Origin of the sequence: Rhodococcus sp. NPDC060090, from assembly GCF_042729855.1 — a bacterium.
Taxonomy (GTDB): domain Bacteria; phylum Actinomycetota; class Actinomycetes; order Mycobacteriales; family Mycobacteriaceae; genus Rhodococcus.
The window spans coordinates 11864-28978 of sequence record NZ_JBHWXB010000018.1; the positions used below are offsets into that span (position 1 = coordinate 11864).

The 17115-nt window shown below is 67.1% G+C and carries 14 protein-coding genes; 4 read left to right on the top strand and 10 right to left on the bottom strand.

The features are described from left to right. Positions 1–29 precede the first annotated feature (29 nt). From argJ to infC, 9 genes are all read right to left on the bottom strand, one after another. The gene (argJ, locus tag ACFWCF_RS21905) at positions 30–1286 is read right to left on the bottom strand and encodes a bifunctional glutamate N-acetyltransferase/amino-acid acetyltransferase ArgJ (protein ID WP_378565938.1); all 1257 of its coding nucleotides are present in this window, start codon (positions 1284–1286) and stop codon (positions 30–32) included. Beyond that, positions 1283–2356: an N-acetyl-gamma-glutamyl-phosphate reductase gene (argC, locus tag ACFWCF_RS21910; protein ID WP_378565941.1), complete on the bottom strand. Its 1074-nt coding sequence runs from the start codon at positions 2354–2356 to the stop codon at positions 1283–1285. The genes argJ and argC overlap by 4 nt, the downstream gene beginning before the upstream one ends. Before the next feature lie 54 nt (positions 2357–2410). Further along, complete coding sequence (locus ACFWCF_RS21915) at positions 2411–2827, bottom strand: PspA/IM30 family protein (protein WP_378565944.1); 417 nt, start codon at positions 2825–2827, stop codon at positions 2411–2413. A gap of 39 nt (positions 2828–2866) precedes the next feature. Next, entirely contained in the window at positions 2867–5353 is a 2487-nt protein-coding gene (gene pheT / locus ACFWCF_RS21920) for a phenylalanine--tRNA ligase subunit beta (RefSeq protein WP_378565947.1), read from the bottom strand. Between the two features lie 115 nt (positions 5354–5468). Further along, positions 5469–6539, bottom strand: coding sequence for a phenylalanine--tRNA ligase subunit alpha (pheS, locus tag ACFWCF_RS21925; RefSeq protein WP_378565950.1), 1071 nt, complete (start codon positions 6537–6539; stop codon positions 5469–5471). A gap of 81 nt (positions 6540–6620) precedes the next feature. After that, entirely contained in the window at positions 6621–7433 is an 813-nt protein-coding gene (locus ACFWCF_RS21930; protein WP_378565953.1) for a TrmH family RNA methyltransferase, read from the bottom strand. A 38-nt stretch (positions 7434–7471) separates the two neighbouring features. Next, a complete protein-coding gene (gene rplT / locus ACFWCF_RS21935; RefSeq protein WP_378565956.1) occupies positions 7472–7852 on the bottom strand; it encodes a 50S ribosomal protein L20 in 381 nt (126 codons plus the stop codon). Positions 7853–7914: 62 nt separating this feature from the next. Beyond that, positions 7915–8109, bottom strand: a complete 195-nt coding sequence (gene rpmI, locus ACFWCF_RS21940; RefSeq protein WP_378490221.1) for a 50S ribosomal protein L35 — start codon at positions 8107–8109, stop codon at positions 7915–7917. A gap of 68 nt (positions 8110–8177) precedes the next feature. Next, positions 8178–8876 (bottom strand): translation initiation factor IF-3, encoded by a 699-nt coding sequence (gene infC, locus ACFWCF_RS21945; protein ID WP_378566161.1) that lies wholly within the window; start codon positions 8874–8876, stop codon positions 8178–8180. 391 nt (positions 8877–9267) lie between these two features. Here infC and ACFWCF_RS21950 point away from each other — a divergent pair, with 391 nt between their 5' ends. After that, positions 9268–9630, top strand: coding sequence for a DUF1844 domain-containing protein (locus ACFWCF_RS21950; RefSeq protein WP_378565959.1), 363 nt, complete (start codon positions 9268–9270; stop codon positions 9628–9630). Between the two features lie 27 nt (positions 9631–9657). On the opposite strand, the gene uvrA is transcribed toward ACFWCF_RS21950, so the two are convergent. Next, entirely contained in the window at positions 9658–12591 is a 2934-nt protein-coding gene (gene uvrA / locus ACFWCF_RS21955; protein ID WP_378565962.1) for an excinuclease ABC subunit UvrA, read from the bottom strand. A 127-nt stretch (positions 12592–12718) separates the two neighbouring features. On the opposite strand from uvrA, the gene ACFWCF_RS21960 reads away from it, so the two are divergent. The 3 genes from ACFWCF_RS21960 (at position 12719) to ACFWCF_RS21970 (ending at position 17106) form a co-directional block, all read left to right on the top strand. Next, entirely contained in the window at positions 12719–13408 is a 690-nt protein-coding gene (locus ACFWCF_RS21960) for an MBL fold metallo-hydrolase (RefSeq protein WP_378565964.1), read from the top strand. A gap of 206 nt (positions 13409–13614) precedes the next feature. After that, positions 13615–14640, top strand: a complete 1026-nt coding sequence (locus tag ACFWCF_RS21965) for a DoxX family membrane protein (protein WP_378565966.1) — start codon at positions 13615–13617, stop codon at positions 14638–14640. A gap of 132 nt (positions 14641–14772) precedes the next feature. Further along, positions 14773–17106: a HelD family protein gene (locus tag ACFWCF_RS21970; protein WP_378565969.1), complete on the top strand. Its 2334-nt coding sequence runs from the start codon at positions 14773–14775 to the stop codon at positions 17104–17106. Positions 17107–17115: the final 9 nt, after the last annotated feature.

Below are 17115 nucleotides of genomic sequence, written 5' to 3' on the forward strand. Positions count from 1 at the left end.
TGTCGCCGGGTGGGCTGGGGTCCGCCCGGTCAGGACGAGTACGCCGAGTTCTCTTCGACGTAGGCGTGCGAGAGGTCGGTGGTACGGATGGATACTTCGGCGTCGCCGACACCGAGGTCGATGTCGAGGGCGATGTCGATGCCGGACAGATCCACCTCGCGGGCGCCAGGTGCGCCGACCCCGTCGATGCACACGGGGTTTCCGTTGAACGTCACCGAGATCTTGTCGGGATCGAGTTCGATGGGGGCGATGCCGATCGCAGCGAGGACGCGGCCCCAGTTGGGGTCGGAGCCGAACAGTGCGGTCTTGACGAGGCTGTCGCGGGCGACCGTGCGGGCACCGATCAGCGCGTGGGATTCGGAGGCGGCACCACGCACCGTGACGGTGACGCGCTTGGTGACGCCCTCTGCGTCGGCCATCATCTGGTCCGCGAGGTCGTCGCACACGGTGAGGACGGCGGCGTTGAGTGCGTCCTGGGACGGGGCGACGCCGCTGGCGCCGGATGCAAGGAGCAGAACCGTGTCGTTGGTGCTGGTGGCGCCGTCGATATCGAGTCGATCGAACGTCATGCGGGTCGCGCCGCGCAGTGCTTCGTCGAGTTGTTCGGCGGTTGCGACGGCGTCGGTGGTGACGACGCACAGCATGGTGGCGAGCGCAGGGGCGAGCATGCCGGCGCCCTTTGCCATGCCGCCGACATTCCACTTGTCGGCGTGGTGCAGTGCCGCCTGTTTGGGCACGGTGTCGGTGGTCATGATGGCGTAGGCGGCGTCGGTTCCGCCGGAGATTCCGCCGGCGAGTTCGTGCACGATCTCCTGGACGCCGGAGAGCACCTTGTCCATGGGCAACCGGTCGCCGATGAGGCCGGTCGAGCACACGGCGATCTCGCCGGCACCGGTGTCGGTGCCCCAGTTGCTCAGCGCTTCGGCGACGGCTTCGGCGGTGGCGTGGGTGTCCTGGAATCCGCCGGGACCGGTGCACGCGTTCGCGCCGCCGGAGTTGAGGACCACGGCGCGCAGGGCGTGCGAGGCCAGCACCTGCTGCGACCACAGGACGGGCGCGGCCTTGACCTTGTTGGTGGTGAACACGCCTGCGGCGGTGAGGTCGGGGCCTTCGTTGAACACCAGCGCGAGATCGGTCCTGCCGGAGGCCTTGATACCGGCGGGGATGCCGGCAGCACGGAATCCGGCTGGGCCGGTGACGCCCTGGGTGCGAATGAGCCGTCCCCCGGCAATGTCGACCGCCTCGCCGTAGACGTGGTCGGCGTGCTTGTCGGTGTTCTCGGTCACGGTGCGACTCCCACAGTGGGCAGGCCGGCCGTCTCGGGCAGACCGACTGCAAGGTTCATGGATTGCACGGCGCCGCCGGCGGTGCCCTTGGTGAGGTTGTCGATCGCTGCGATCGCGACCAGGAGTCCGGCGTCGGTGTCGACGGTGACGGAGATCTGCACCGCGTTGGATCCGACGACTGCGCCGGTGGCGGGTAGTACGCCTTCTGGAAGCAGGTGGACGAACGGTTCGTCGGCGTAGGCCTTCTCGTAGACGGCGCGCACGTCCGCAGCCGAGGCGGTGGTAGGTGCAGTGCACGTCGCGAGGATGCCGCGCGGCATCGGTGCCAGGACGGGTGTGAACGAGACGGTCACGGGTACGCCGGCGAGTGCGGACAGGTTCTGTTTGATCTCCGGGGTGTGCCGGTGTGCGCCGGCGATGCCGTAGGCGCGGGCCGAGCCCATCACTTCGGAACCGAGCAGGTCGACTCTCGGGGACTTGCCTGCTCCGGAAGTGCCGGAGACCGCGACGATCTGGACCGTCGGCTCGACGATGCCTGCCGCGATGGCCGGGGCCAGCGCGAGTGTCGCGGACGTCGGATAGCAGCCGGGCACTGCAATGCGGGTGGCACCGGTGAGCTGCTCCCGCTTTCCGGCGAGTTCCGGGAGTCCGTAGGGCCACGTGCCTGCGTGATCGGTGCCGTACCAGCGCTGCCAGTCGTCCGCGTTCTCGAGCCGGAAGTCTGCGCCGCAGTCGATCACGACGGTGGTGTCGGGGAGTTTCTCGGCGAGCGCGGCGGAGTGGCCGTGCGGCAGGCCGAGGAAGACGACGTCATGACCGGAGAGGGAGTCGAGGTCCGTCGGTGCGAGCACACGCTCCGAGAGCGGGTGCAGGTGCGGATGGAACTCGCGAAGGGCAGCGCCGGCGTTGCCGCCTGCGGTGAGTGCGCCGATGACGAGGGAGCCGTCCAGGTAGGCGGGGTGTGTGAGGAGCAGACGCAGGACCTCGCCGCCCGCGTAGCCGCTGGCGCCCGCGACCGCGACCCGGAGTGGCGACTGCGGTGTCGCTGTGAATGCCGGTGAATTACCCATGCGATTGATTATGCACCGTCGTGCAAATTATTTCATCACCGGGTGCTCCCGGCATCAGGTGCTCTTCATCGACCGCCGGATCTCGTCGAGTTTGTCGACAGCAGCCTTCTTGCGATCCTCGTACTGCTCGTCGAGTGTTCTACCGGCCGCGCTCTCGTGTGCCAGTTCCTCCATGCCGATCGCCACTCCTGATCGACGCTCGATCTTGTCCCGCACCGAGTCGAAGGTGGGCACCCCACCCTCGGTGTACCCGGTGATCTCCTCGATGGTGGGTGCCCGCGTCCCGGCCGGTGTGATATCGGGGTCAGGCGACGGCTCCGGTTCGACCGGAGGGACGTCGGGTATCGAGGGGCCGGGCGGCACGTCGGGGACCGACGGCGTATCCGGTCCGGCCGGTGTCACGTCCGGTACGGGTTCCTCGGGGTTGTCAGGATCCGGTATGCGTTCGGGGGAAGCTTCATTCGTGCTCATTGGTCCAGGTTACGTCGCACGCCGGTCGGCTGCCGCCTGTCAGTGCCTCAGTTCCGCACCCACCGCAGCGGATGCGGCGGCGACGGCCGCGTCTCGAGCAGCGCTCGCGTCGTCCTCGGTGAGGGTGCGATCGTATGCACGGAACCGCAGCGCGAACGCGAGCGACTTGCGGCCGTCGCCGACCTGGGAACCCGTGAACACATCGAACAGACGGATATCCTCGAGCAACTCGCCGCCACCGCTGCGCAGGGCCGCTTCCACCTGTGCGGCAGGAATTTCGTCGGACACCACCACCGCGACATCCTGCAGTACCGCCGGGAATGGCGACACCACCGGTGCGGGCAATGCCTCCACGATCGGCAACGCATCGAGGTTCACCTCGAAGGCGCAGGTCCGCGCGGGCAGTCCGGCGCGTTCGAGGACGGCGGGGTGGAGCTCACCGGCATGTCCGACGACGACACCGTCGACGAGCAGCTCGGCGCAACGTCCCGGGTGCCACGGTAGGTACTGTGCCGCGCGGCGCTCGAGTTGCACACCCGCGGCTCGTGCGACGGTGTCGGCCGCGGCGAATGCGTCCGCTGCTTCGGCTGCACGACCCGTCCCCCAGGGACCGGCGGGTTCCCGCAGGCCCGACAGGACGCCGCCGATGTGCACGGGTTGCGCAGGCAGCGACCGTTCGAGCAAAGCGATCTCGTCCTCGGTGGGACGTCGGTCGACAGACAGTGCCGCGACCGCGGTGGTGTCGGGTCCGGGATGGACGACCTGCGCCATCGAGAAGAGCGCGATGTCTCGATGGCCGCGCGACACGTTGCGGGAGAGTACTTCGAGCAGTCCCGGCAGCAGTGTCGTGGCCAGCTCCGGCCGATCGGACTCGAGCGGGTTGAGGACCTTGGTGGTGGTGCGGCGCGGGTCGTCGGCGTCGAGCGCCCACGTATCGAACACGCCGGCAGGAAGGAACACCGGGGCGAGAACCTCGACGTAGCCGTCGGAGGCGAGCGCACGGCCCACCGAGCGACGGCGACGCTGGCTCGGGGTCAGTCCGCGTCCGGCGGGTGCGGCCGGGACGATCGACGGGATCTGCTCGAGCCCCTCGAGACGCAGGACCTCTTCGACGAGATCCGCGGGCTGACGCAGATCCGGACGCCACGACGGAGGCGTGACGACGAGTTGACCGTGCCCGTCGTCGCCGACACCGACCTCGACAGCACATCCGATCTGCGTCAGGCGTCGCGCGGCCGTGCCGTTCGCATAGCTCACGCCTGCGATGCGGTCGGGCAGGTCGATGTCCATATGGATAGAGGCGGTCTCGGTGTGCACCGCAAGGTCGGTCAGGGTCGGCTCGACGCGACCGCCGGCGATCTCCACGAGCAGCGACGCTGCACGGTCGAGCGCCGCGAGCGCAACTTCGGGATCGACGGTGCGCTCGAAGCGCTTACCGGCCTCGCTGCTGAGCTTGTGCCGCCGGTTCCCGCGGAATACCGCGAGCGGATCCCAGGTGGCGGCCTCGAGGAGGATGTCGGTGGTGCCGTCGCCGACCTCGGTGGTGGCGCCGCCCATGATTCCGGCGAGAGAGATGACACCGCTGTCGTCGGTGATGACGACGTCCTCGGGATCGAGGGCGCGCTCCACGCCGTCGAGCGTGGTGAGCTTCTCCCCCGCTGCGGCGCGACGGATGACGAGCTCACCCTGCAGGGTGGCAGCGTCGAACGCGTGCAGGGGCTGGCCCAGTTCGAGCATCACGAAGTTGGTCACGTCGACGGCCGGCGAGATCGGACGGACTCCAGCGGTGTGCAGGCGACGCTGCATCCACCATGGAGTGACCGCCGCCGGATCGATGCCCGTGACCTTGCGCGCCGCGAACCGGGTGGCACCGGCTTCCGGCTCGAGACGGATCGGGTAGCTCTCCCCACCCTCGGACGGCAGCGACGGGACCTGTGCCGGGTCGATGAACTCGAGGTCGAAACCGCACGCGAGTTCACGGGTCAGGCCGCGTAGCGAGAAGCAGTAACCGCGGTCGGGGGTGATGTTGAGTTCGATGACGGTGTCGCCGAGTCCGAGCAGATCGTTCGCGTCGTCGCCGGGCTCAGCGGAACCGGGTTCGAGGACGAGGATGCCGGAATGGTCCTTGCCGATACCGAGTTCGGAGACCGAGCAGATCATGCCGTCGGAGACCTGCCCGTACGTCTTACGTGACGCGATGGCGAAGCCGCCGGGCAGCACTGCACCGGGTAGCGCCGCCACGATGAGGTCGCCTTCGTCGAAGTTACGAGCGCCGCACACGATGCCGCGGGGGGCGTCCTCACCGACCTCGACCTGGCAGAACCGGATCGGCTTCTTGAAGCCCTCGAGTTCGGTGATCTCCGCGACACGGCCGACGACGAGGTTGTCGACGCGGTCGAGAGTCTCGATGTCCTCGACCTCGAGACCGACCCTGACGAAGCCCGCGTCGAGTTCCTCCGGGGTGACGTTCCACTCGGGTGTGGCGCGCTGCAGGATCTCCGCCAGCCAGGATTGCGCTACTCGCACTTGAGCTCAGCTTTCTCGTTCGATGTCGGTCTCGGGTCGGAGCGTCGGCCCCGGATCCCGTCGGTCAACGGATGAGGGCGTCAGCCCTGTACCCCGAAGGGCACGGATCAGGGCGTCAGCCCTGTACCCCGAAGGGCAGGGTGAAGCGGATGTCGCCTTCGACGATGTCGCGCATGTCGGAGATGCCGTTGCGGAACTGGAGGGTGCGCTCGAGGCCCATGCCGAACGCGAAACCGCCGTACACGTCGGGGTCGATGCCGCTCGCGCGGAGCACGTCGGGGTTGACCATGCCGCAGCCGCCCCACTCGACCCAGCCTGCGCCGCCCTTCTTGTTCGGGAACCACACGTCGACCTCGGCGGAAGGCTCGGTGAACGGGAAGTAGTTCGGCCGCATCCGGGTGGTGGTCTCGGGGCCGAACAGTGCGCGGGCGAACGCGTCGAGCGTGCCCTTCAAGTGCGCCATGGTCAGGCCCTTGTCGACCGCGAGGCCCTCGATCTGCGAGAACACCGGGGTGTGCGTGGCGTCGAGTTCGTCGGTGCGGAAGGTGCGGCCGGGGCACACCACGTAGATCGGAATGTCGCGGCTGAGCATCGTGCGGACCTGCACCGGGGAGGTGTGGGTACGCAGCACCTGCCGGGAGCCCTCGGGCGCGATGTGGAAGGTGTCCTGCATCGTGCGGGCCGGGTGATCGGGCAGGAAATTCAAGGCGTCGAAGTTGTAGTGCTCGGTCTCGACTTCGGGCCCCTCCGCGATCTCCCAGCCCATCGCGACGAACACGTCGGAGACCTGCTCGGAAATGATGGTGATGGGGTGGCGCGCGCCGAGCGCGCGGCGGGTCGCGGGGAGGGTCACGTCGATCGACTCTGCGACGAGGACCGCGGCGTCGCGCTGCGCCTGTAGTTCTTCACGGCGTGCATCGAACGCGGCCTGCACGGCAGTGCGGTGTGCGTTGACACGCTTGCCCGCGTCGGCGCGTTCGGGTCCGGGCAGGGAGCCCAGGGCACGCTTCGCGAGCGAGATCGGCGCCTTGTCTCCGAGATGAGCGATCTTCGCCTGGGCGAGTTCGTCGAGGTCGGCGGCCGCGCCGAACCCTTCGACAGCTGCTTTCTCTGCCGTAGCGAGGGCGTCCTCGGTCAGCGCTCGGGGATCGACTGCCGGCGGAGTGCCGTCCTCTTTCTTGGCCACGACCGGTGCAACTCCTTCTTCGGGCGAACGGTTCTTCGTCGGTGGGTGAAGCCGATGCAGCGAAGCCGCACCATGGAAATCCTAGGTTAAGCGCGTAGCCGACCGATGCTGCACCCGGGCACTCGCGTACATGCAGATGGCGGCGGCGGTCGCAAGGTTGAGGGATTCGGCACGACCGCGGATGGGGATACGCACCCGATGATCGGCACGGGCGGCTACCTCGGCGGGCAGTCCGTGGGCCTCGCTGCCGAACAGCCAGGCGATGGGTGCGGCAAGCAGTTCGTCTGCGTCGTCGAGGTCGACCTCGCCGTCGGCGGCGGTCGCGAGGATGGTGACGCCGGCGGCGGTCACGGCATCGAGCACGCGGGTGGTGTCGCGTTCGCGCACGAGCGGAAGGTGGAACACGCTTCCGGCGGAGGAGCGCACACACTTGCCGTTGTGGGGGTCGACGCTGTCGCCCGCGAGGATCACCGCGTCGGCGCCGACGGCGTCGGCGACGCGGATGAGGGTGCCTGCGTTGCCTGGTTCCCCCATCTCGACCGGGATCGCGAGCAACCGCGACCTGGATTCGAGTGCGGAGTCGAGGGTCACGTCGAGGGTGTCGCACACGGCGACCAGACCGGGCGGGGTGACGGTGTCGGACAACCGCTCCGCAGCGCGGTCGGTGACGATACCGACGCGAATGCCGCGGCCCTGCGCGGTGGTGACGAGGTCCCGGTATCGCTCGGCGGCGTCCGCGGTGACGAACACGTCGTGAACGACCCCGGTCGCGAGTGCCTCGGTGACCGAGTTCTCACCTTCGGCGAGGAAACGTCCGGTTTTGCGCCGCTCGGAGGCGCGAAGCAGTTTGACAGCAGAAACGACCCGTGGGGTGCGCTCGGTGAGCGGGTCCACGGGCCGTTCCTGTGCTGGATTCTCGTTCAGCGTCGCGCTCAGGCAGCCGGAGCGTTGACGTCGGCCGGAAGAGCAGCCTTCGCGACGGCCACCAGGCCGGCGAATGCCTCGGCGTCGACAACGGCGATCTCCGCAAGGTTCTTACGGTCGACCTCGACACCCGCGGCCTTGAGGCCCTGGATGAACCGGTTGTAGGTGATGTCGTTCGCGCGAGCCGCAGCGTTGATGCGGGTGATCCAGAGCTTGCGGAAGTCGCCCTTGCGTGCGCGGCGGTCGCGGTAGGCGTAGGTCAGCGAGTGAAGCTGCTGTTCCTTGGCCTTGCGGTACAGGCGCGAACGCTGCCCGCGGTAGCCCTTGGAGGCCTCGAGAATCGAACGGCGCTTCTTCTGGGCGTTGACAGCCCTCTTCACGCGTGCCACTGATATGTCCTGTCAGTTTCGGGGGGCAGGTACTCGCCCCCGGGATGATCGGTCGGGAAGGCTCAGATGTCGAGCAGGCGCTTGATGCGCGGCACGTCGGCGGCGGCGACGACGGCGACGCCGTCGAGGCGACGCGTCACGCGCGAGGACTTGTGCTCGAGCAGGTGGCGGCGACCGGCCTTCTGGCGCAGGATCTTTCCGCTACCGGACACCTTGAATCGCTTCGCGGTGCCGCTGTGGGTCTTCGACTTGGGCATGGAGTCCTCAGTTCTTGTCGTGGATACATCGGTGCTCGCGCGCAGCACCGGATGTGCTGCCGGAGCGGCTAGTTGGTCTGTACCTCTCCCGACTGCTCCTGCTGCTCCGGCACAGCAGGAGCTGCGGGCGCAGCAGGAGCTGCGGGCGCAGCAGGTGCTGCGGAGTCGGCGGATGCTGCAGGTGCTGCGGAGGCAGGCCGAGAAGATTTCGCCGGAGCGGCGTGGGCAGCTTCCTGGGCCTTGGCGCGGGTCTTCGCACCCTTGTGCGGGGCCAGGACCATCGTCATGTTGCGGCCGTCCTGCTTCGCGGACGTCTCGATGAAACCCAGGTCGGCGACATCGGCGCCGAGACGCTGCAACAGACGGAATCCGAGTTCGGGTCGCGACTGCTCACGACCGCGGAACATGATGGTCACTTTGACCTTCGAGCCGGCTTCGAGGAAGCGAACGACGTTCTTCTTCTTGGTCTCGTAGTCGTGGGCGTCGATCTTGGGACGGAGCTTCTGCTCCTTGATCACGGTCAGCTGCTGGTTCTTGCGCGATTCGCGCGCCTTCTGCGCGGCTTCGTACTTGAACTTGCCGTAGTCCATGATCTTGCAGACCGGCGGGCGGGCGTCGGGGGCCACCTCGACCAGGTCGAGGTCGGCTTCGATGGCCAGGCGGAGTGCATCTTCGACACGCACGATTCCGACCTGTTCACCACCCGGTCCGACGAGCCGGACCTCGGGAACACGGATGCGTTCGTTGATGCGGGTCTCAGCGCTGATGGGGCCTCCTAGGTAGAAATGCGGTGTGGTCTCTCTGACCGCACCGCAGCAAGCGGGGCCCGGCGATTCCTCGACAAAAAACCCCGCTGCGGCGCTATGCACCTCGCGGGGTCCGTACCGACCGATCGACGCGCCGCGGTATCACCGCGACCACGTTCCACGCCCTCGAGGACGTGGACTCTCCGAGCGCCGGAGCGTTCGAAGGACCGGACCACTGCACCGTAGAATTGCGCGGCCAGAGGTGGGAGTCGGACTCCACTTGCTGCCCACGCGAGTATGCGCAGGCGGTCGTGACGATCAGTCTAGCAAAAGATGCATCTCGGCGCAGAATCGGACGCCGCAGCGCGTACCCGGGAAGTGAGCACTGTGCCGGTGGTGGGATCCTCGAGGCATGACCGACATCCCCGATCCCACCGACCACGCCGACCAGCCCGCGGACGTGCGCGACCTCGCCGACATCCCCGCGGTCGAGGTGATCAGCCGCGCTGCGGTGATGCTGATGAGTTCCGCTGCGGAGAAGCTGGGCCTCGCCGACGACCCCGACGCGAGCAACCGCCTCGACCTCGACGAGGCGCGCCGCGTGATCACCGCCCTCGCCGGGCTCGTCACCGCGTCGGTCGAGTACCTCGGCCCGCACGCCGGCCCGATCCGTGAGGGCCTGCAGGCACTGCAGAAGGCGTTCCGCGAAGCATCTTCGGTGCCCGATGCGCCCGGCCAGGGCCCCGGCGAGAAGTACACCGGTCCCGTCTACTGACGTTCGGCGAACGTTCGCCCCGTCCGCTCAGCCGGTCGCGGCCTTCTTCCGAGGCGCACGCTTGCGGGCGGGACGAGCGGCCTTCTTCTCGGGGACCGAGGTGGTGACGGCGAGAGATTCCGCCAGGAAACGGCCGGTGTAGCTGGCTTCGACCGTCGCGATGCTCTCGGGCGTACCTTCCGCGACGACGGTGCCGCCACCCGATCCACCTTCCGGCCCCATGTCGATGACCCAGTCCGACGTCTTGATCACATCGAGATTGTGTTCGATCACGATGACGGTATTGCCCTTGTCGACGAGCCCGTTGATGACGCCGAGTAGCTTCCGGATGTCGTCGAAGTGCAACCCGGTGGTCGGTTCGTCGAGGATGTAGGCGGTACGTCCGTTGGAGCGCTTCTGCAGTTCGGCGGCGAGCTTGACGCGCTGAGCCTCACCACCGGACAGCGTCGTCGCGGGCTGGCCCAGACGGACGTAACCGAGACCCACCTCGACGAGGGTCGCGAGGTACCTGTGGATCGAGGTGATCGGCTGGAAGAAGTCGGCGGCCTCCTCGATCGACATGTCGAGCACTTCGGCGATCGTCTTGCCCTTGTAGTGCACCTCGAGCGTCTCCCGGTTGTACCGCGCCCCGTGGCACACCTCGCACGGCACATACACGTCGGGCAGGAAGTTCATCTCGATCTTGAGGGTGCCGTCACCCGAACACGCCTCACAGCGGCCACCCTTGACATTGAAGGAGAATCGTCCCGGTTGGTAGCCGCGCACCTTCGCCTCGGTGGTGGCGGCGAAGAGGGTGCGGATCTTGTCGAACACGCCCGTGTAGGTCGCGGGGTTCGACCGCGGTGTCCGTCCGATCGGCGATTGGTCGACCTGCACGAGTTTGTCGAGCTGATCGAGACCGTTGACGCGGGTGTGCCGACCGGGAACCTGCCGCGCGCGATTGAGCTTGTTGGCCATCACGGTCGCGAGGATCTCGTTGACGAGCGTCGACTTTCCGGACCCCGACACACCGGTCACGCAGGTGAGCACTCCGAGCGGGAACGCGACGTCGATCTCGCGGAGATTGTTCTCGCGTGCACCGATCACCGTGATCTGACGTTTCGGGTCGACCGGCCGACGCACCAGCGGAATCGGGATCGATTCGCGGCCCGACAGGAACGCGCCGGTGATCGATCGGGGGTTGTCGAGGAGCCCCTTGTATGTGCCGCTGTGGACGACGTGTCCGCCGTGCTCGCCGGCGCGGGGGCCGATATCGACCACCCAGTCCGAGGCCCGGATGGTGTCTTCATCGTGTTCGACGACGATCAGAGTGTTCCCGAGATCGCGCAGCCGGGTGAGGGTGTCGATCAGCCGCCGGTTGTCGCGCTGATGCAGACCGATCGACGGCTCGTCGAGCACGTAGAGGACACCGACGAGACCGGAGCCGATCTGGGTGGCGAGCCGGATACGTTGGGCTTCACCACCGGACAGCGTGGCGGCGGCGCGAGCGAGGGACAGGTAGTCGAGACCCACGTCGAGCAGGAAGCCGAGCCGCGCCTGTACTTCCTTGAGCACCTGACCGGCGATTGCTGCTTCCCGCGGACCGAGGGTGAGACTGTTCAGGAAGTCGGCGCACTCGGCGATGGACAGCTCGCAGACCTCGGCGATCGACTTGGCACCGCGGTCTCCCGCGGTGATCGTGACCGCCAGGATCTCCGGGCGCAGTCGTGTGCCGTTGCACGTCGGGCACGCGATGTCGCGCATGTACCCGTCGTAGCGTTCCTTCATCTGCTCCGACTCGGTCTGTTCCATGCGGCGATGCAGGAACGGCATGACGCCCTCGAACTCCGCGTAGTACGAGCGGACACGGCCGTAGCGGTTCTTGTAGCGGACGTGCACCTGCTCGGTGCTGCCTTCGAGCACGGCCTTACGGACCTTGGCGGGCAGCTTCTTCCACGGGGTGTCGATGTCGAAGCCCATGACGTCGGCCAACCCGGTGAGCAGCCGGGTGAAGTATTCGGCACTCTGCCCCATCGACCACGGCGCGATCGCGCCGTCGGCGAGGCTGCGGTCGGGGTCGGGTACCACCAGTTCGGTGTCGACCTCTTTGCGCACACCGAGGCCGGCGCAATCGGGGCACGCGCCGTACGGGGAGTTGAACGAGAACGAGCGCGGCTCGAGGTCGTCGATCGCGAGGGGATGGCCGTTCGGGCAGGCCAAGGTTTCGGAGAAGCGGCGTTCACGATCCGGGGCGTCCTCGTCGCGGTCGACGAAATCCAGAACGACGATGCCTTCGGCGAGGCGCAACGCGGTCTCGACGGAATCGGTGAGGCGCTGTTTCGCGGTAGGTTTCACGGCGAGGCGGTCGATGACGACCTCGATGTCGTGCTTCTCCTGCTTCTTGAGCTTCGGGGGCTCGGACAGCGGGTAGACCACCCCGTCGACCCGGATGCGGGAGTATCCCTGCACCGTGAGGTGTTCGAAGAGGTCGACGAACTCGCCTTTTCTGGTGCGCACCACGGGCGCGAGGATTTGGAAGCGGAGTCCCTCTTCCATCTCGAGGACCTGATCGACGATCTGCTGCGGTGACTGGCGTGCGATCTTCTCGCCGCACACCGGGCAGTGCGGCGCACCAGCGCGCGCATAGAGCAGTCGGAGGTAGTCGTAGACCTCGGTGATGGTGCCGACGGTCGAGCGCGGGTTGCGGTTGGTCGACTTCTGGTCGATGGACACCGCAGGCGAGAGACCTTCGATGAAGTCGACGTCGGGCTTGTCCATCTGACCGAGGAACTGCCGCGCATACGCCGAGAGAGACTCGACGTAGCGGCGCTGGCCCTCGGCGAAGATCGTGTCGAACGCGAGACTCGACTTGCCGGACCCGGAGAGGCCGGTGAACACGATCAGACTGTCGCGCGGCAAATCCAGGTCGACACCACGCAGATTGTGCTCGCGCGCCCCTCGTACGATCAGGCGATCCGCCACACCAGTTCCTTCCTCGTCGACAAGGCCGCATTCGGGCCCTGGCCCATCGTAGGCGCGCACTCCGACAGGTTCTGGTCCACGACCGCTCCACCTCGAACGATGCGGCCCGGAGGTAGCCTCCATCACTATGACGAAGCAGCCACTCATCATCGACGACCATTACACCGGCGAGGTCTCCCCCGGTGGCCCCGCGCAGCGCCGCACGATCCCCGGCGCGACCATCGTCAAGCTCTCGGTGGGGCAGATGGACAACAACACCTATCTCATCACCGACTCGGAAACCGGCAAGTCGCTGTTCATCGACGCTGCCAACGAGCCGGATCTGCTCGTGTCCTACCTCGCCGAGCATGCACCGAATCTCGAACTCATCCTCACTACGCATCAGCACTGGGACCACTGGCAGGGGCTCGAGCAGGTCGCTGCCGCGACCGGGGTGCCGACCGCCGCGCATCCACTCGACGCCGAGCCGTTGCCCGTGACTCCGGAACGTCTCCTCGAGGAAGGCGACACGGTTCGCATCGGCGATCTGAGTCTCGAAGTGCTTCACCTGGCCGGACACACCCCCGGTTCGATCGCGCTCGTGCTCGAGGAGGCCGGCACCGGACGTCACCATGTCTTCACCGGCGACTGCCTCTTTCCCGGCGGAATCGGAAAGACTGCGGACAACGAGAAGTTCGCCTCGCTGCTCGACGACGTCGAGACGAAACTCTTCGGCCGGTTCGGCGATGACACCGTCGTCTACCCCGGTCACGGCAAGGACACCACACTCGGGGCCGAGCGTCCTCATCTTCAGGAGTGGCGCGAGCGAGGCTGGTGACGAAGAAGCGCTCCACCTTGCCGAGGCGACACGTGGTTCACGGGCAGATCGTGCCCCCATAGTTCTGCATATTCAGCCGTTCCGTCACGTTCGAATTCAGCCGTGGACCGATTCATCGGGGTGGGCGATTTCGGCATACTTCCGGACACAGCCGGGTACACGTGGCAGGGTCCGAATTCACAGCGACTGCGGAGAAAGAGGCTGACATGATCGTCCGAAGGCTTGCGCGCCCGATGCTCGCGTCCATTTTCATTGCAGGAGGCATCGATTCCCTGCGCAACCCCTCCCCCAAGGCCGCTGCGGCCCAGCCGGGGCTGGATCAGATGATCGGCGCCGCGCCGAATTCCGTCACCGATCGCCTGCCGAGCAACCCGGAAACCCTGGTGCAGATCAACGCCGCGGTGCAGATCGGCGCGGGCGCGCTGTTCGCCATCGGCAAATGGCCGCGCATCTCGGCGCTCGCACTCGCCGGCACCGTCGTACCCACCACTGTGGCCGGCCATGATTTCTGGAACTACGACGACCCCGACGCGCGTGCCCAGCATCGCACCCAGTTCCTCAAGAATGTCGGTCTGCTCGGTGGGTTGCTGCTTGCATCCGTCGACACCGAAGGCAAGCCGTCGCTCGGGTGGCGAGGCCGCCGCGCCGCACACCAGGCACAGGAAGCGGTCGCGGCAGCCCTGCCCGGATCCTCGTCGGATCACGCGGCAGGCGACGCCATCCACACCGTGTCCGAGCGAGTGAAGTCGCTCACCGACGAGGCCGGCCACCAAGGAAGCGTCCTTCTCGACAAGGCCAAGGAACGCGCACCGGAACTCGCCGAGGTCGCCCGCGACCGCGGTACGGAAATTCTCGGGGTCGCTCGTGAGCGCGGGCCAGAACTCGCCGAGCGCGCACGCGACCGCGGTACCGAACTCTTCGACGCAGCCAAGGAACATGCCCCTGAACTCACCGACACGGCGAAGGAACGCAGCAGCGAACTCCTCGAACGTGCACGCAACCGCGCCCCCGAATACGCCGAGGTCGCCCGTCGGCGCGGGTCACAGTGGTGGGAGACGACCCGCGATCGAGGCACCGAGCTTGCGCATCTGGCGGAGGAACGGTCCTCGGAACTGAATGCGAAGGCGCTCGAGAACGCGCAGCACGCACGGAAGCGCGCCGAGAAGGCTCGGACGAAGGCGGAGAAGGCCCGGGCGAAAGCCGAGAAGGCGCTCGAGAAGAAGCTCGGGTAGCGGTCCCGAGCCCATCGGGAGGTCCGCGGGCGCGTCGTGATTTCTGCACAGCGGCCCCGGCCGCACTAGACTCCTTGGACACTTTCCTCGACGTGCCTGCGCGTTCGAATCGTTTCAACCCGAGGAGTTCATGTGCCGGATGATGGCGCGCCCCATCCCGACCTCGAGCACGAGCAGCGGTACCTGTCGACGCTGTATACGCACCTCGACGAATTGCGCGAGTACACCCAGACCCGATTGAAGCGGGTCCTGCTGGAGACCGGCGGCACACCCCAGGCACGCAGTGAGCGCGAATCGTTCACTCAGATGTACACCGAAGACCTCGCCAAGTACGACGCGGCCGAACACGGATTGTGCTTCGGCCGCGTCGACGTCCGTGAATCCGAACACAGCGACAGCCCGGACACCGCCGGCAGGAACACCGCCGGCAGCGACACCGAGGCCCGGTACATCGGGCGCATCGGCATCCTCGACGAGGACAACGACTACGAATCGCTGTTGCTCGACTGGCGCGCTCCCCTGGCCCGGCCGTTCTATCTGGCCACGCCCGCAGCACCCGAAGGGGTGATTCTGCGACGGCACATTCGCAGCAGGAACCGCACCGTGACGGCCCTCAACGACGAGTACCTCGACCTCGACGCAGCACGCGAGCACGCGAACGTCGGCGCTGCAGGGGGCGTCGCCGGGGAGTCCGCCCTCCTGGACGCGCTCAATGCAGCCCGCACCGGGCAGATGCACGACATCGTCGCCACGATCCAGTCGGAACAGGACGCCATCATCCGCTCCGAGCACAAGAGCGTCCTGGTGGTGCAGGGCGGACCGGGCACGGGCAAGACCGCGGTCGCCCTGCACCGCGCCGCGTACCTGCTCTACACCTATCGCAAGCAGCTGGCGAAGAGCGGTGTGCTCATCGTCGGACCCAATTCGACATTTCTCGATTACATCGGCCAGGTGTTGCCGTCGCTGGGCGAAACGGGTGTGCTGCTTTCCACGGTCGGCGACCTCTACCCCGGAGTGAAGGCCACTCTCGACGACAATGTCGAGGCCGGCGAGATCAAGGGGTCCCTCGACATGGTGGACACCCTGAAGAAGGCGGTGCGCGACCGGCAGGAAGTGCCGTCGAAGCCGGTTCCACTCACGTTCGACACGTACCGGCTCACCCTGGACCGCAAGGTGGTCACACGCGCCCGAGGCCGCGCGCGCTCCTCACGCCGTCCCCACAATCTGGCACGGCCGATCTTCGTGTCCGGCGTCATCGAAGCTCTCGCGGATCAGATGGCGGAGCTCATCGGAGCGGATCTCGTCAATGGCGGAAATCTCCTGAGCCGCGACGACATCGACGACATCCGTTCGGAAATGCGGGCGGACTCCGACATCGTTGCCGCCATCGATGCCCTGTGGCCCCAGCTGTCACCGCAGCGAGTTCTGTCGGATCTACTGGCCTCGAAGACTCGACTGTCCACGGCTGCACCGCACCTCTCCGACAGCGGGATCGACGCGCTGCATCGGCCCGGCCCGCCCGTAGGGTTCAGTGCCGCGGACGCACCGCTGCTCGACGAACTCGCCGAACTGCTGGGCATCGACGATGCGGCAGAACGTGAGGGGGCCGCCAAGCGGTGGCGCAAGCAGATCGCCGACGCGCAGGGCGCGCTGGACATCCTCACCGGTTCGGCGCCGCAGGATCTCGAAGACGAGCTCGATCCCGAGTTGCTGATGGCATACGACCTGATCGATGCCTCCCAACTCGCCGAGCGTCAGGATCTGAAGCAGCACCGGACCACTGCCGAGCGCGCGGCAGGTGACCGCACCTGGACGTACGGACACATGATCGTCGATGAAGCGCAGGAGCTCTCCGACATGGCGTGGCGCATGTTGATGCGCCGGATCCCGAACCGCTGGATGACTCTCGTGGGAGACACCGCGCAGACGGGCGACCCGGCCGGAACATCGTCGTGGCAACGGGTTCTCGAACCGTATGTGAAAAATCGGTGGCGCAGGGCGGAGCTGACGGTCAACTATCGGACGCCCGCCGAGATCATGCGAATAGCACACGACGTGCTCGCCGAGATCGATCCCGAACAGGTGCCGCCCCGCTCTGTGCGCGACTCCGGTTTCGTGCCGTGGGCACGACACGTCCGCCAGGACCAACTCGTCGACGCAGTCCGCGAGATCATCGACGCCGAGGACGGCCCCGGACTCACCGCGGTGATCGTCCCGCCGCGCCTGGTGCAGGAGTGGGCGCACCTGGCGTCGGCGTCGGTGCGAGTGGCGACCGTCAAGGACGTGAAGGGACTCGAGTTCGATTCGGTGGTGCTCGTCGAACCGGAGGAGATCCGGGAGGCGTCGCCGCGCGGACTCAACGACCTGTATGTGGCATTGACGCGCGCGACGCAGCGCCTCGGTATTGTCCACACCGCGCCGCTTCCGCACGTGCTCGAGGGTCTTGCGGCCCCTGCACCGTGCTGACGCTCGGGT

Excerpts from the sequence above, each read along its gene's own strand:
- argC (WP_378565941.1), bottom strand. The coding sequence starts at position 2,356 with ATGGGTAATTCACCGGCATTCACAGCGACACCGCAGTCGCCACTCCGG.
- ACFWCF_RS21915 (WP_378565944.1), bottom strand. The coding sequence starts at position 2,827 with ATGAGCACGAATGAAGCTTCCCCCGAACGCATACCGGATCCTGACAAC.
- rpmI (WP_378490221.1), bottom strand. The coding sequence starts at position 8,109 with ATGCCCAAGTCGAAGACCCACAGCGGCACCGCGAAGCGATTCAAGGTG.
- ACFWCF_RS21950 (WP_378565959.1), top strand. The coding sequence starts at position 9,268 with ATGACCGACATCCCCGATCCCACCGACCACGCCGACCAGCCCGCGGAC.
- ACFWCF_RS21960 (WP_378565964.1), top strand. The coding sequence starts at position 12,719 with ATGACGAAGCAGCCACTCATCATCGACGACCATTACACCGGCGAGGTC.
- ACFWCF_RS21965 (WP_378565966.1), top strand. The coding sequence starts at position 13,615 with ATGATCGTCCGAAGGCTTGCGCGCCCGATGCTCGCGTCCATTTTCATT.